Here is a 14,913-nt window from a genome sequence, read left to right as displayed (position 1 = left end):
TCACGGTCGTGACCGACCGTCCCGCCAGCCCCGACGAGCGCCGCCCGCCCTTCGACGAGGTGGCCCGCGCCGCCGTCGCCGAGTACGCGGCCGCGCGCCCGGCGCTCATCGCGACCGGCGAGGCGTGGACCGCGCTGGTGCGGCGGATCCTCGACGAGGCCGGCATCAACTACCTCTCGGTCGACGGGCGGACCAAGTCGGTGACGTCGTACGCGGGGAAGGCGGCCCGGCTGCGGGCGCAGGGCGCCCCGGACCCGGCCGCGGAGATCACCGACGCGGTGGGGGTGCGGGTCATCACCTACCTGCACCGCGACGTCGCCGCCGTCGCCGGGCTCGTGGCCGAGCAGCTCGACGTCGTCGACGACCGCGACCTCGGGCTCGAGACGGCCAGCCAGGGCCGCTTCGGCTACGCCAGCCGGCACCTGCGGGTGCAGGCGGACGAGGGCGTCGCCGGCGAGCCGTCGTACGACGTCCTGGCCCGGCACCCCCTCTCGCTGCAGATCCGCACCGTGCTCCAGCACGCGTGGGCCGAGTTCGAGCACGACATCCGCTACAAGGGCACCGTGCCCGCGGCGCAGGTGCCCGACCTGGACCGACGCTTCACCCTGGCGGCGGGCCTGCTCGAGCTGGCCGACCGGGAGTTCTCGACCATCCGCGACCGGCTCCAGGAGGCCGTGCGCGACACCCGGGCGGACGGCGCCGACGACGACCCGCGGGTCGACCCCTCGGACCTCGCCGCCTTCCTCATCGGCCGCTACCCGGAGGCGGGCTGGTCGAGGACGGACCACTACGCGTGGATGGCCGGGCTGGTCCTCGAGCTGGGGCTGGCCTCGCTCGAGGAGCTCGACCACGCGCTGGCGCCGGTCGACGAGGCGGCCGTCACGACGGCGATGGGCTACAAGTACCCGGCCGGCGCGGTCCGGCGGCTGGACGACGCGCTGCTGGCGCGGTACGGCGAGCGGTACGTCGCCCTGCGCGGCAACGCGCACCGCGTGGACCTGCTCGCCGCGCGCCTCGAGCGGCTGCGCGGGGGCGCTGTCACCCCTGCGTGATGGGATGACGCGCATGGTCGACCTGCGCCGCGCTCCGGCCCCCGCTGTGGGGGCGCCGGTGCTCGACGGCGACCAGCGACGGGCCGTCGAGCACCGTGGAGCGCTGCTGCGCGTGCTCGGCGCCCCCGGCACCGGCAAGACGACGACCGCCGTCGAGGTCGTCGTCGACCGGGTCGCGCGCGACGGGCTGTCGCCCGACGCCTGCCTGCTGCTGACGGCCAGCCGCACCGCAGCCGCGCGGCTGCGCGACCGGGTGACGGCCCGCGTCGGGGGGACGACGACGGAGCCGCTCGCGCGCACCCACCAGGCCTTCGGGTTCGGGGTCCTGCGCCGCGAGGCGGCGCTGAGGGGGGAGCCCGCTCCGCGGCTGCTCAGCGGGCCCGAGCAGGACGTCGTGCTGCGCGACCTGCTCGCCGGGCACGCCTCCGGCGACGTGACGGGGCCGGTCTGGCCGCCGCACGTGCAGGCCGCCGTCAACCGCCGCGGCTTCCGGGCCGAGCTGCGCGACCTGCTCATGCGCGCCGTCGAGCTCGGTCTCGAGCCGCCCGACCTGGCGCGGCTCGGGCGCGAGCACGCGCGGCCCGAGTGGGTCGCCGCTGCCGACGTGCTGCGCGAGTACGACGAGGTGACCGCCCTCTCGCGCCCCGGCGGTTACGACCCGGCGTGGATCCTCACGGCGGCGGCGGACCGGCTGGAGGACGACCCGCAGGCGCTGGCCCGCACGGTGGAGCAGGTGCGGCTCGTCGTCGTCGACGACGCCCAGGAGCTCACCCCGGCCGCCGCCCGGGTGCTGCGCGTCCTCGCCCGCGCGGGGGTGTCGCTGGTCCTGCTCGGCGACCCGGACAGCGCCGTGCAGACCTTCCGCGGGGCCGACCCGCGGCTGGTCGCCACCGGGTGGGCCGCGCTCGCGCCGGCGGGCGACCCGGCGCCGACCGTCGTCCTCGGCACCGTGCACCGGCAGGGGCCCGCGCTGCGGACGGCGACCGCGGCGGTCGCCCGGCGGATCGGCGCCCTCGGCGGCGGGGCGCAGCGCTCGGCGCTGGCCGCGGGGCCCGCGGACGGGCGGCTCGACGTGGCCCTGCTGCGGGCGGGGACGCAGGAGGCGGCGCACGTCGCGGCCGAGCTGCGGGCCGCCCACCTGCTCGAGGGCGTCCCGTGGGACCGGATGGCGGTCATCGTCCGCGGTCGCTCGCGCGACGCGGCGCTGCGGCGGGCCCTCACCGCACAGGGTGTCCCGGTCGCGTCGGGGGCGGCGGAGATCCCGGTGCGCGACGAGGTCGCCGTCCGGCCGCTGCTCGAGCTGCTCGACCTCGTCCTGCGGGTCGCCCGCGACCCGGGGGCCCGGCCCACGCCGGAGCAGGCGGTCGACCTGCTGCTCTCGCCGCTGGGGGAGTGCGACGCCGTCCGGCTGCGGCGGCTGCGCCGGCTGCTGCGCCGGGCCGAGCTCGACGAGGGCGGGACGCGCACGAGCGACGAGCTGCTGGCCGACGGCGTGCTCGACCTCGGCGGCGCGGTCGCGCTCGGGCTCGACGGGGCGCCGTTGCGGCGGCTCGCGGCCGGGGTCGCGGCCGGGGTCGACGCCGCGCGGACGGCGGTCGACCCGGTGACCGGACGGCCGGGGTGGGCCCCGGGCGTGACGGCCGAGACGATCCTCTGGGCGGTGTGGCAGGGCCTCGACGTCGCCGACCCCTGGCGCCGGCGGGCGCTGCGCGGGGGGCCGCGCGGCCAGCGGGCCGACCGCGACCTCGACGCCGTCGTCGCGCTCTTCGGGGCGGTCGGCGCGTTCGTCGACCGGCTGCCGGCCGCCGGGCCCGACGCGTTCCTCGAGCACGTGCGCGGGCAGGACGTCCCCGGAGACACCCTCGTCCCGCGGGCGCCGCAGGGGCAGGCGGTCTCGGTGCTCACCCCCGCGTCCGCCGCCGGGCTGGAGTGGGACCTCGTCGTCGTCGCCGGGGTCCAGGAGGGGGTGTGGCCCGACCTGCGGCTGCGCGGCTCGCTGCTCGGCTCGGAGGACCTCGTCGCGGTGGTCACCGGGCGCGGCGCGTCGACCCGGGCGGCCCAGGCCGCGGTCCGGTACGACGAGACCCGGCTCCTGCACGTCGCCGTGTCCCGCGCCCGACGGCGCGTGCTCGTCACGGCCGTGCGCAGCGAGGACGAGCAGCCGTCGCCCTACCTCGACGTCGTCGACCCGCCCCCCGAGGCGCCCGACGGCGACGTCGGCGGCGCGGTCGAGCGGGAGGTGCGCCGGATCAGCGACGTCCGGGCCCCGCTCACCCTGCCCGCCCTCGTGGCCCGGCTGCGTCGCGAGCTGCTGGTCGGCACGGTGGCGCAGGCGCGCTCCGCACGGGCGGGGCTCGAGCGGCTCGTCGAGGCCGGGGTGCCCGGAGCCGACCCGCGCGACTGGTGGGCGCTGCGCGGGCTGAGCGACGACCGCCCCCTGCGCGCGCCGGAGCAACCCGTGCGGGTCTCGCCGTCCAAGGTCGAGAGCTTCGAGACGTGCGCGCTGCGCTGGCTCCTGACCACCGCGGGGGGCGACAGCCCGAGCCAGGGCCGGGCCAACCTCGGCACCCTCGTCCACGACATCGCCGCCGAGCTCGGCGACGAGGTCGACGTCACCACCCTCGTCGCCGAGGTCGACCGCCGCTGGGGCCGGCTCGGGTTGCCCTCGGGGTGGGCGACCGAGCGACTGCGCGAGGAGGCCCACGGCATGGTCACCCGGCTCGTCGACTACTACGACCGGGCGGACCGCGAGGGGTGGACGCTGGCCGGCGCCGAGGTCGGGATGCGCGCCGAGGTCGGCCGCGCCGTCGTCGCCGGGCGCGTGGACCGGCTCGAGCGCGACGGCGAGGGCCGGCTGCGGGTGCTGGACTACAAGACCGGGTCGACCACCCCGTCGCAGCGCACCATCGACGACCACCTCCAGCTCGCGGTCTACCAGCTCGCCGTCGAGCAGGGCGGGTTCGAGGAGCACGGCACCGAGTCCGCCGGCGCGGCCATCCTGCGGCTGGGCCGCAACGCACCGGCCGACAACCCGCCCATCGTCCAGCGGCCGCTCGCCGAGCACGACGACCCGGGCTGGGCCGAGGAGGTCGTGCACCGCGTCGCCGACGGCATGGCCGGCGCGAGCGTGCTCGCGACCGCAGGCCAGCACTGCCAGTTCTGCCCGGTCCGCACGTCCTGCCCGCTGCAGCCCGAGGGGCGGGTGCTGTCGTGACCGCGCCCACGACCACGACGCGGACCCTGACCGCCGCGGAGATCGCCGCCGCGCTCGGCAACCCGCCGCCGACCGACGAGCAGACCGTCGTCATCGAGGCGGCCCCGGACCGTCCGCTGCTCGTCGTCGCCGGCGCCGGCTCGGGCAAGACCGAGACGATGGCCTCCCGGGTGGTGTGGCTCGTCGCGAACGGGCACGTCGACCCCGACCAGGTGCTCGGCCTGACCTTCACCCGCAAGGCCGCGTCCGAGCTGGCCGAGCGGATCGCGCGCCGGCTGGCGACGCTGGAGGGCAGCGGGCTGTGGACCCCGCGGGCGTTCGACGACGAGGGCGCCGAGGCGCTCGGGGGGATCCCCGTCGTGTCGACGTACCACTCCTACGCCGGCCGGCTCGTGCGCGAGCACGCCCTGCGGCTGGGGCACGAGCCCGAGTCCCGGCTGCTCTCGGAGGCGGCGGCCTGGCAGCTCGCCGCGGAGGCCGTCGCCCGCTACGACGGCGACGTCACCGACGTCACGTCGGCCGAGTCGACCATCGTCGGGGCCGTCACGTCGCTGGCCGGTGAGCTGGCCGAGCACCTGCGCACGCCCGAGGAGGTCGTGGACCTCATCGACACCGAGCTCGTGCGGTGGGACGCCGTCCCGCAGGGGCAGAACCGGCTCAAGGTCCACCCGCTCAAGGCGCAGCGGGGCGTGCTGCGCAACCGCCGCGCGATCCTGCCGATGGTCCGGGCCTACCTCGACCTCAAGCGCTCGCGCGACTCGCTCGACTTCGCCGACCAGATGGCGCTCGCGGCGCGGCTGGCCCGCGAGGTGCCGGCGGTGGGCGAGCTGGAGCGGCAGCGGTTCCGGGCCGTCCTGCTCGACGAGTTCCAGGACACCTCGACCGCGCAGATGGTGCTGCTGTCGCGGCTCTTCGGCACGGGGGACGACCGGCCGGGCGTCACCGCGGTCGGCGACCCGCACCAGTCGATCTACGGGTGGCGCGGGGCGAGCGCGACCGGGCTGGCCCAGTTCCGCCGCGAGTTCGCCGACCCGGGCTCGCCGGACGGGCTCGCCCGGCAGGTGCCGCTGTCGACGAGCTGGCGCAACGACGTGACGATCCTCGACGCCGCGAACCTCGTCGCCGGTCCGCTCCGGGCGGGCGCGAGCGTCGACGCCGAGCCGCTCGCCCCGCGAGCCGGCGCCGGACCCGGGCACCTCGAGGCGGCGCGGCTGGAGCGGCTCGAGGACGAGGCGTCGTACGTCGCCGGCTGGGTGGCCGGACGGTGGTGGAGCCCGAGCGGTCGCCGCACCGGCGACAGCGCGGCGGTGCTGTGCCGCAAGCGCGCCCAGTTCCCGACCGTCGTCGCGGCGCTGCGCGAGCGCGGGCTGCCGGTGGAGGTCGTCGGTCTCGGCGGGCTGCTGCTCACCCCCGAGGTGAGCGACCTGGTCAGCCTGCTGTGGGTGGTGCAGGACCCGTCGCGGGGCGACCGGCTCATGCGGCTGCTCACCGGTCCGCTGTGCCGGCTGGGCGCGGCCGACCTCGACGGCCTGGCCGCGTGGGCGCGGGCCCGCCAGCAGGCCCCGCGGGGCATGTCGGTCGTCGCCCTCCCCGGGTTCGAGGAGGCGACGCCGCAGTGGGACGACCCGCGCGAGGACGCCGTCGACAGCCGCGACGCCGACGAGTCCGGCATGGCCGTCGTGCCCCCTCGTGACGTCGCCCGCGACCAGGCGCCCGAGAGCTCGGAACGGGCCAGCATCGTCGAGGCGCTCGACGACCTGCCGACCCCCGACTGGCGGGGCCCCGAGGGCCAGGGGGTGTCCGAGGCGGGGCTGGAGCGGCTGCGCGCGCTCGGGCTGGTGCTCGCGGAGCTGCGCGGGCTGACCGGGCTGCCGCTGGCCGACCTCGTCGGCGAGGCCGAGCGCGCCATCGGGCTCGACGTCGAGGTGCTGGCCCGGCCGGAGCACACGCCGACGACGGCGCGGGCGCACCTCGACGCCTTCGCCGAGGTGGCCGCGCAGTTCGCCGTCCAGGCCGACCGGCCCAGCCTGCTGGGCTTCCTGTCCTGGGTCGACGCGGCCCTGGTCGAGGAGCGCGGCCTGGACCTGCCGACCGTCGAGGCCAACGTCGACGCGGTGCAGGTCCTCACCGTCCACGCGGCCAAGGGCCTGGAGTGGGACCACGTCGCCGTGCCGGGGCTCGTCGAGGGCGGTTTCCCCGCGCGGGAGGGCGGGGTCCAGAGCAAGGTCGCGAACGGGGAGTGGGTCGTCGGCCCCCACCTCGACAAGGGCTGGCTCGTCGGCGCCGACGGTCTGCCCTACCCGCTGCGGGGCGACCGCGAGGGTCTGCCCGCGCTCACCTGGCCGTCGGACGGCGACTGGGTCGACGTGCGCGACGCCTTCACCCGGTTCCAGGAGGACGGCGGGCGGCACGCCCTCGCCGAGGAGCGACGGCTCGCGTACGTGGCCCTCACCCGCGCCCGACGCTGCGCCCTGCTCACCGCGTGCGTGTGGGGGGAGGGGCAGACGCCCAAGGTCACCTCGGCGTTCCTGCACGAGCTGCTGGACGCGGCCGGGGCCGGCTCGCTGCCGGTGGTGACCGGTCCGTGGGTCGACCTGCCGCCGACCGACGGCGAGAAGCCGCAGAACCCGCGCACGGCCGAGCCCGAGCAGCACGAGTGGCCGGCCGACCCCCTGGAGTCGCGACGCCGCCAGGTCACCGAGGCGATGGCCCGGGTCGGGGCCGGCCTCGCCCCCGGTCCGCTCGAGCCGGAGACCGAGCGCCAGCTGCGGCTGCTGCTCACCGAGCGCGAGCGGCAGTCGGCCCGCACCGAGCAGGTCGCGCTGCTCCCGCGCCACCTGTCGGCGTCCGCCGTCGTGCAGCTGGCCAGCGACCCCGAGCGGTTCGCCGCCCAGCTGCGCCGGCCGATGCCGAGCGAGCCCGCGCTGGCCGCCCGCCGCGGCACCGCGTTCCACGCGTGGGTCGAGCAGCACTACGCCCGCGCCGGGCTCGTCGATCTGCTCGACCTGCCGGGCAGCGCCGACGAGGACGCGAGGGAGGACGACGCGCTCCCGCGGATGCGCGAGCTGTTCCTCGCCTCCGAGTGGGCCGACCGCGTGCCGGAGGCCATCGAGACCTCCGTCGAGACGATCGTCGACGGCATCGCCGTCCGCGGGCGCGTCGACGCGGTCTTCCCCCGCGACGACGGCGGCGTCACCGTCGTCGACTGGAAGACCGGGGCCGAGCCCAGCGGCAAGGAGGCGAGGACGCGGGCGCTCCAGCTGGCGACGTACGCGCTCGCACTGGCCCGGCTGCGCGGCCTGCCCGCGAGCAAGGTCGACGCCGCGTTCTACTACGCCGGCACCGGCCGGACGGTCCGCCCCCGGCTGCCGCGCGAGAAGGACCTCGTCGCCCTGCTCCGAGGCGTCCCGGAGGCGGACGCCGAGGACTGAGCCCGGGCGCGTCGGGGGCGAAGATCTTCGAGAGACGGCGGCGGCGCCGGTCAGCGCTGCTCGTCCGCCGCCCGGCCGTCGTCCTCCTCGTCGACGGGCGTCACGGCGACGGGCTGGGTCGCGCCGAGGTCGTCCGCGTCGTGGTCCTCCGGCTCGGGACGGGACGGCAAGGACGCGCGCGCCTGCGCCAGGTCGGCCTCGCTGAGCACCTCGGTGTGGGCGCTGTCGTCGAGCAGGTGCTCGGCGGGCACGGCCACCGTGTCGTCGTCCGCCGGCTCCGGCTCGTCGGTCTCGCCGTCGTGACCCTCCTCGTCGCGGACCTCCTCGCCGGGCTCCGCATCCGCCATGGTGGCCGCCACGGTCGCCGTGCCGGCCACCGTGGCGCCCGCGGTCGCCTGGTGCTCGGCGGCCCACCGTTGCGCCCGGCCGCCGGCGAGCGGGTCGGGGCTGGTGGTCTCGTCGTCGTCCTCGTCGGCCGTGCGCTCGTCGAGGGCCCGCAGCTCCGAGGCCAGCGCCCGCACGAGGTCGCGTCGGCCCGCGCTGCCCGCGGCCAGCAGCCGGCTCAGCAGCCGCATCTCGGCGGCCAGCCGGGCCCGGGCGACGAGGTGCGGGTCCGGCCGCTCGACCCGGTGGTGCGCGTAGGCCTCGAGCACCGTCTCGAGCGTCGCCGGGTCGCACTCGGCGACGAGCGCCGCGAGGTCCTCGGCCGGGTCGGCCACCTTGGCCGCCTCCCACCCGGTGACCGCACGGACGCGACCGGTCGCGGCGTCCTCCTCGTCCTCGAAGGCGACGAGCAGGTGCCGGCCCTCGAGCGAGCCGTGCACCGTCGCGGGGGCGAAGCGCCACAGCGACACGTTCTCCAGGCGCCGCTCCCACCGCGCCAGCAGCGTCGTCGGCACGTGACCGGTGGCGGCCGCGCGGTCGAGGTCGGCGAGCTTGCGCGCCCGGTGGGCCTCGGCGTCGTACATCGGCAGCCCGGCCTCCTCGGCGAGGCCGCGGTCGAGGTCGTGCACCGCCGCGACGACGGCGCCGAGGTCGGCCGCGAGACCCGGACCGGCCGGGACCGACCCCAGGTCGAGCGCCCGCCCGGCGACGTACGGGTGCACCCCGACGCGCCCCTCGGCGACGGCGACGTGCCCGCGCGCCGTCGGCACCGAGAACGGCAGCCGCCGCGCGGCGAGGGCGAGGAACGGCGCGACGGCGTCGGCCTGCGCGCCGGCGGCCGCGGTCCGCGGCGCCCGCACCACCCACTCGCGGTGCTGCGCGTCGGTGACGAACGCGACGTCGTACGACGACTCGGGGTGCGTCGCGACGGCCCGCACCGACACCGGGTCCAGGCCCGGGACGGCCGAGCTCGCGAGGGCGGCCAGCTGCATGGCGGTCCGGGTCACCCGCCCCACGGTAGGACGTCCGGCCCCGCCACCGGGGGACCGCCACGGCCGGCGACGGACCCGGCCACCCGGGACGGGCCCGCACGCCGCCTCTAGGGTGGCGAGGTGGCCCTCGCCAACGACGTGCTCACCGACCTCGCGCTCTCCCGGGGCACCCTCGACCGGGCCGCCCACCGCCGCGCCGACGACGGGCTGCTGCCCCGGCTGCTCGGCGACCCCGCGACCCGCGTCGCGGTGATCTCGGCCGACCAGCGCATCGCCCTCGAGGACGACCCGACGTCGCCGACGGGCCGCGGTCTGGCCTACCGGGCGCCCGTCGACGCCGACCGCGCCGCCGGCACGCTGGCCGTGTTCCTCGGCGAGGAGGGCGGGACGTCGTACGTCGCCGTCGTCGACCCGCAGCCGCGCGCCGAGGACGGCTGGCCGACCCTGCGCGACGCGGGCCTGACCCTCGCGCCCCGCGACGCCGGCGTCTTCACCACCGCGCAGGCCCTGGCCAACTGGCACCGCGCCCACCCGCACTGCCCCCGTTGCGGGGCGCGGACCGAGCCGCACTCGGCGGGCTGGGTGCGCCGCTGCACGGCCGACGGCAGCGAGCACTACCCGCGCACCGACCCCGCCGTCATCATGGGCGTCCTCGACGACGACGAGCGGCTGCTCGTCGGCCGATCACCGGCCTGGCCCGAGGGCCGCTTCTCGGTGCTCGCCGGGTTCGTCGAGCCGGGGGAGTCGTTCGAGGCCGCCGTCGCGCGCGAGGTGCGCGAGGAGGTCGGCATCGACGTCGACGAGGTGACCTACCTCGGCAACCAGCCGTGGCCGTTCCCCTGCTCGGGGATGATCGGCTTCTCGGCCCACGCCCGCTCGACCGAGCTGACGCTCGACCCCGTCGAGATGGCCGAGGCCCGCTGGTTCTCCAGGCAGCAGTACGTCGACGCGCTGGTCACCGGCGAGCTGCGGGTCCCGGGCGGGATCTCGATCGCGCAGCGGATCATCGAGCACTGGCTCGGGGCGCGCATCGAGGACGCCGTCGCCGCCGCCGGAGCAGCATGGCGCCGCGTCGAGTGGTGACGCCGGCCCGGGCGCCCCTCAGAGGCCCAGGCGCACCTTGACCTCGGCCACGCTCGGGTTGGTCGCCGCGGAGCCGTCCGGGAAGACGACGGTCGGCACCGTCTGGTTGCCGCGGTTCACCGACTCGACGTAGTCCGCCGCACCGGGCTGGCGCTCGATGTCGATCTCGGCGAACGGGATGCCCTCCCGGCCGAGCTGGGACTTCAGGCGGGCGCAGTAGCCGCACCAGCTCGTCGTGTACATCGTGACCGAGCCGGCCTCGGGCTTGGCGGGGGCGGTGGAGGACGTCATGCCGTCCACAACCCCGCCCGGCCGGCGAACCTTCCCGTCGCCTCGGCGACCTAGAGTGGACCGGTCATGAGCGCGGCCGTCCTCCCCCCGACCCCCGGGGCCCCCGTCTCGCCCGACGCCATCCTCGAGGCCCTCGACCCTGAGCAGCGCGAGGTCGCCGCCAGCCCGCTCGGCCCGATGTGCGTGCTCGCCGGCGCGGGCACGGGCAAGACCCGCGCCATCACCCACCGCATCGCGTACGGCGTCCACTCCGGCGCCTACCAGGCGCAGCGGGTCCTCGCGGTGACCTTCACCGCCCGCGCCGCGGGGGAGATGCGCACCCGGCTGCGCGGGCTCGGCGTCCCCGGCGTGCAGGCGCGCACCTTCCACGCCGCCGCGCTGCGCCAGCTGCACTTCTTCTGGCCGCAGGCCATCGGCGGCGCGGCGCCGGAGATCCTGCCGCACAAGGCGTCGGTCGTCGCCGAGGCCGCCTCGCGGCTGCGGATGCAGTTCGACCGCACCGCGGTGCGCGACCTCGCCGCCGAGGTCGAGTGGGCCAAGGTCAACCTCCTCACCCCGGAGACGTACGCCGCCGCCGCGCGCCGCCTCGGCCGGGACCCCGCCGGCGTCGACGCGACGGCGATGGCCCGCCTCTTCGACACCTACGAGTCGGCCAAGACCGACCGGGGCGTCATCGACTTCGAGGACGTCCTGCTCGTCATGGCGGGCATCCTCGACGAGCACGAGGACGTCGCCCGGACGGTGCGCGCGCAGTACCGCCACTTCGTCGTCGACGAGTACCAGGACGTCAACGCCCTCCAGCAGCGGCTGCTCGAGCTGTGGGTGGGGGAGCGCAGCGACGTCTGCGTCGTCGGGGACCCGGCCCAGACGATCTACTCGTTCACCGGGGCGACGCCGCGGCACCTGCTCGACTTCCCGCGGCGGCACCCGCAGGCGCGCACCGTGCGCCTCGTGCGCAACTACCGCAGCTCGCCGCAGATCGTCGGGCTGGCCAACCTCGTCGTCAAGGCCGCCGCCCGCGCGGCGACCGGCCCGTCGGCGAGCGGGTACGTCGAGCTCGTCGCCCAGGGCGAGGCCGGTCCCCGCCCGCAGCTGACCGCGCACGCCGACGCCCCGGCCGAGTCGGCCGCGGTCGCCGCGCAGGTGGCCCGGCTCGTCGCCGAGGGCCACCCGGCCTCGGAGATCGCCGTCCTGTTCCGCACCAACGCGCAGTCCGAGGGGCTCGAGGCGGCGCTCGCCGACGCCGGGGTGCCCTACCTCGTGCGCGGCGGCGAGCGGTTCTTCTCCCGCTCCGAGGTGCGCCAGGCGGTGCTCCTCCTGCGCGGGGCCGCGCGCAGCGACGACCTCGACCGGCCGCTCGTCGACGTCGTGGGGGACGTCATCGGCGGGGCGGGCTGGACCCCCCAGCCGCCGTCGTCGGGGGGCGCCGTACGGGAGCGGTGGGAGTCGCTGCAGGCGCTGGTGCAGCTCGCCGCGGACCTCGTCGCGACGACCCCCGGGGCGCGGCTGCCCGACCTGGTCCGCGAGCTCGAGGAGCGGGCGAGCGCGCAGCACGCGCCGGTCGTCGAGGGCGTCACCCTCGCCTCGCTGCACGCGGCGAAGGGTCTGGAGTGGGACACCGTCTTCCTCGTCGGCTGCAGCGACGGGCTGATCCCCATCACCATGGCCGAGGGCGCCGAGGCGATCGAGGAGGAGCGGCGGCTGCTCTACGTCGGGATGACGCGCGCGCGCCGCGCCCTGCACCTGTCGTGGTCGGCGTCGCGCACTCCCGGGGGTCGCGCCTCGCGCCGGCCCTCTCGGTTCCTCGACGCCACGGCCAGCGTGCTGGGCGACGGGGCCCGGTCGCAGCCCAAGCGCGCCGGCGGGCGCTCCGGCGGTCGCGGGCGCCAGGAGGCCGTCGTCCCGAAGGCGCCCGTGCGGTGCCGCGGCTGCGGGACCGACCTCGTCTCCGCCGCGCAGCGCAAGACCGGCCGCTGCGACGACTGCCCGCCCACCTACGACGAGGCGGTGTTCGAGGCGCTGCGCACCTGGCGCCGCCTCGTCGCGCAGGCCGCGGCGGTGCCGGCGTACGTCGTCTTCACCGACGCGACGCTCACCGCGATGGCCGAGGCCGCGCCGACGTCGCTGCCCGAGCTGAGCCGGATCGTGGGGGTCGGGGCGGTCAAGCTCGACACGTACGGCGCCTCCGTCCTGCAGGTCCTGGGGGGTGCGGCGCCCGAGGAGGTCGTCGAGAACGCCTCTGCCGCAACGGGATCCGCCTGACCCGCGGCCCCCGCGGTGAATTCTGGAAATTTCCCGTAAAAGAAGTTGTCGGCCTCGCGGGCACCCGCGTAGTCTGACTCCTCGTCAGCCGACGGAACCGTCGGCCACCCACGAGCCCGAGAGGAGGGCAGCCCCCATGGAGATGACCACCACCTGGAACGTCGTCCCGACGCGTCGTCGGTACGACGTCGTCGTGCGTCCGTGCCCGGGTCTGCGCCTCCTCGCGCCGATCGCCGGTCCGGTCCAGGGGATGACCCTGCCCGTCGCCGGGGGCCTGGGCTTCGGCTCCGCCCTCGTCGGCACGTCCGCTCACAAGTCCATCGCGCAGCACCGGTTCCGCGCCGGCAGACCGCCTGTCTGACTCTCCAGACAACCGGTCCTCCACTCCAGGCCGCGGAACCCGATCAACGGGATCCGCGGCCTTTCTGTATCCCCCGGCAGGTGCCGGGGCGGGAGGGGCCGCGGTCGACGCCGAGGAAGACATGACCGTCACGCAGCAGCACGCCTCAGCACCACCGCAGCACCCACGAGACCACCGGTCACCGGCCACCCGCCGGCCCGGAGGAGCACGACCCGCACGACCCGCACCAGGGACAGGACCACAGGAGCGGCACCGCCACCGCGGCGCCGCAGGAGAAGGGGAGGTGACACCGATGACGTTGAGCACGCTCACGAGCGCCGTCGCGAGCCGGCCGGCGCAGGAGAGCGGCATCCCGTGCCGGGACTACGACGCGGAGCTCTGGTTCGCGGAGCGCCCGAGCGACGTCGAGTACGCCAAGGCGCTCTGCCAGGACTGCCCGTTCCGGGCCTCGTGCCTGGAGGGGGCCCTCGAGCGGCGCGAGCCGTGGGGCGTCTGGGGCGGGCAGCTGCTCGTCCAGGGCGTCGTCGTGGCCCGCAAGCGGCCCCGGGGCCGGCCGCGCAAGGACGCGGTCTACGCGGCCTGAGCCGACACCCTCATCACCACATCGTCAGCGACACCAGCAGAAGGAGACCGGGCATGTACCAGGCCCAGCACTACGAGATCGCGCGGCACACCGTCGCGCAGCGACAGCGGACGCAGCGCGTCCGCGGCATCCGGCGGGGGGCTCGGCTGATCCAGCTCGAGATCCACCGCTCGCGCGAGGCCGGCCACCGGCAGTGACGGCCGAGCGCCGGAGCAGGACCAGCACGACCAGCACGACCAGCACCGCCGGGTTCACGAGGGCGGGGAGGGCGACGGCCTCCCCGCCCTCGTCCGTGTCCGGAGGGCGTTCGGGTCCGGGTCGGGTCCGCTGACGCCGGCCGTGCTTCAGCGGGCGTCGGCGGCGAGGATCTCGTGGATGCGGGTCGCGTCGCCCCAGACCCCGGGGGAGTCGTAGGGCCGGTCGGGGAAGGCACCGTACTGGAGCGTGATCCCGAGGTCGTGCCGGGCGATGAAGTCCTCGACCATCTCGCCGAGGCTGCGCGGGTCGCCGCTGCAGCAGTTGACCACCCCGGTGACCCCGGGGGTCGTGACGACGACCGCGATCTGCCGCCCGAGGTCGGCGACGTCGATGAAGTCGTAGCGGTTGACGCCCGAGGTGAAGGGGAACTCGCGCTGGCCGCGGTCGGCCGCCTCGAGCAGGCGGGTGAAGATCGACTGGTTCCGTCGGTCGTCCCCGGTGATGTAGAAGCAGCGCAGCCACTGGACCTCGGCGCGGTCGGCGAGCCCGAGGAGGGTGGCGCGGCGCAGCGCGTCCTTCGCGACGCCGTACAGCGAGCGCGGGTCGGTCGGGGTGTGCTCGTCGATCGCCCCCTCCCAGTAGCCGACCTCGTGCATCGTGCCGAGGATGGCGACCCGGGGGACGCCCCGGTCGACGAGCGCGGTGAGCAGGCGGTAGTGGTCGGACAGGCGCGCGACGTGACTGGGGGCCTGGTGGTTGAAGCCGTCCTGCCAGGCCAGGTGCACGACCGCGTCGACCGGGTCGGGGAGCAGCGCGTCGAGGTCGGCGTCGGGCGCGAGGACGTCGAGGGCGACGACGTCGGCGCGGGGGTCGACGTCCGAGCGCGACCCGGGCCGGACGACGGCGCGCACCGCCACCCCACGCTCGAGCAGGGCGGTGACGACGTGTCGTCCGACGTACCCGGCGGCACCGGTCACGAGGACGGTCGTCACCTGGGCTCTCCTCTCGGCTGGCACGAGGCCCCCACCGGGACATCGGCCACCGAGGATAGCGTCCGGGTCG

The 14,913-nt window shown here is 76.8% G+C and carries 11 protein-coding genes; 8 read left to right on the top strand and 3 right to left on the bottom strand.

The features are described 5' to 3' along the window. Positions 1 to 8 precede the first annotated feature (8 nt). The 3 genes from FB458_RS01915 to FB458_RS01905 are packed head-to-tail and all read left to right on the top strand — an operon-like array spanning position 9 to position 7,697. Positions 9 to 1,052 carry a GTP pyrophosphokinase gene (locus FB458_RS01915; protein ID WP_281286076.1) on the top strand — a complete coding sequence of 348 codons (1,044 nt, stop codon included), beginning with the start codon at positions 9 to 11 and terminating at the stop codon, positions 1,050 to 1,052. 13 nt (positions 1,053 to 1,065) lie between these two features. Continuing rightward, on the top strand, positions 1,066 to 4,266 hold the full coding sequence (locus FB458_RS01910) for an ATP-dependent helicase (RefSeq protein WP_141850270.1): 3,201 nt from the start codon (positions 1,066 to 1,068) through the stop codon (positions 4,264 to 4,266). Then, entirely contained in the window at positions 4,263 to 7,697 is a 3,435-nt protein-coding gene (locus FB458_RS01905; RefSeq protein WP_141846276.1) for an ATP-dependent helicase, read from the top strand. Before FB458_RS01910 ends, FB458_RS01905 begins: the two co-directional genes overlap by 4 nt. A gap of 50 nt (positions 7,698 to 7,747) precedes the next feature. Here the strand turns inward: FB458_RS01905 and FB458_RS01900 are convergent, their stop codons facing one another. After that, positions 7,748 to 9,088 (bottom strand): phosphotransferase, encoded by a 1,341-nt coding sequence (locus FB458_RS01900; RefSeq protein ID WP_141846274.1) that lies wholly within the window; start codon positions 9,086 to 9,088, stop codon positions 7,748 to 7,750. 105 nt (positions 9,089 to 9,193) lie between these two features. Here FB458_RS01900 and nudC point away from each other — a divergent pair, with 105 nt between their 5' ends. Next, complete coding sequence (nudC, locus tag FB458_RS01895) at positions 9,194 to 10,156, top strand: NAD(+) diphosphatase (RefSeq protein WP_141846272.1); 963 nt, start codon at positions 9,194 to 9,196, stop codon at positions 10,154 to 10,156. Between the two features lie 18 nt (positions 10,157 to 10,174). Here nudC and FB458_RS01890 read toward each other — a convergent pair whose 3' ends face one another. After that, complete coding sequence (locus tag FB458_RS01890; protein ID WP_141846270.1) at positions 10,175 to 10,447, bottom strand: mycoredoxin; 273 nt, start codon at positions 10,445 to 10,447, stop codon at positions 10,175 to 10,177. A 66-nt stretch (positions 10,448 to 10,513) separates the two neighbouring features. Between FB458_RS01890 and FB458_RS01885 the strand changes: the two genes are divergently transcribed. The 4 genes from FB458_RS01885 (at position 10,514) to FB458_RS21190 (ending at position 13,850) form a co-directional block, all read left to right on the top strand. Continuing rightward, the gene (locus tag FB458_RS01885) at positions 10,514 to 12,709 is read left to right on the top strand and encodes an ATP-dependent DNA helicase UvrD2 (protein WP_141846268.1); all 2,196 of its coding nucleotides are present in this window, start codon (positions 10,514 to 10,516) and stop codon (positions 12,707 to 12,709) included. 136 nt (positions 12,710 to 12,845) lie between these two features. Next, the gene (locus FB458_RS01880) at positions 12,846 to 13,070 is read left to right on the top strand and encodes a hypothetical protein (RefSeq protein ID WP_141846266.1); all 225 of its coding nucleotides are present in this window, start codon (positions 12,846 to 12,848) and stop codon (positions 13,068 to 13,070) included. A gap of 292 nt (positions 13,071 to 13,362) precedes the next feature. Beyond that, the gene (locus FB458_RS01875; RefSeq protein ID WP_141846264.1) at positions 13,363 to 13,653 is read left to right on the top strand and encodes a WhiB family transcriptional regulator; all 291 of its coding nucleotides are present in this window, start codon (positions 13,363 to 13,365) and stop codon (positions 13,651 to 13,653) included. Between the two features lie 53 nt (positions 13,654 to 13,706). Beyond that, positions 13,707 to 13,850, top strand: coding sequence for a hypothetical protein (locus FB458_RS21190; protein ID WP_170185540.1), 144 nt, complete (start codon positions 13,707 to 13,709; stop codon positions 13,848 to 13,850). A 147-nt stretch (positions 13,851 to 13,997) separates the two neighbouring features. Here the strand turns inward: FB458_RS21190 and FB458_RS01870 are convergent, their stop codons facing one another. Continuing rightward, complete coding sequence (locus FB458_RS01870; protein ID WP_141846262.1) at positions 13,998 to 14,843, bottom strand: NAD-dependent epimerase/dehydratase family protein; 846 nt, start codon at positions 14,841 to 14,843, stop codon at positions 13,998 to 14,000. Between the last annotated feature and the right edge of the window lie 70 nt (positions 14,844 to 14,913).

This window comes from Lapillicoccus jejuensis, assembly GCF_006715055.1.
Lineage (GTDB): Bacteria > Actinomycetota > Actinomycetes > Actinomycetales > Dermatophilaceae > Lapillicoccus > Lapillicoccus jejuensis.
This window is presented reverse-complemented; position numbering and strand designations above follow the sequence as displayed.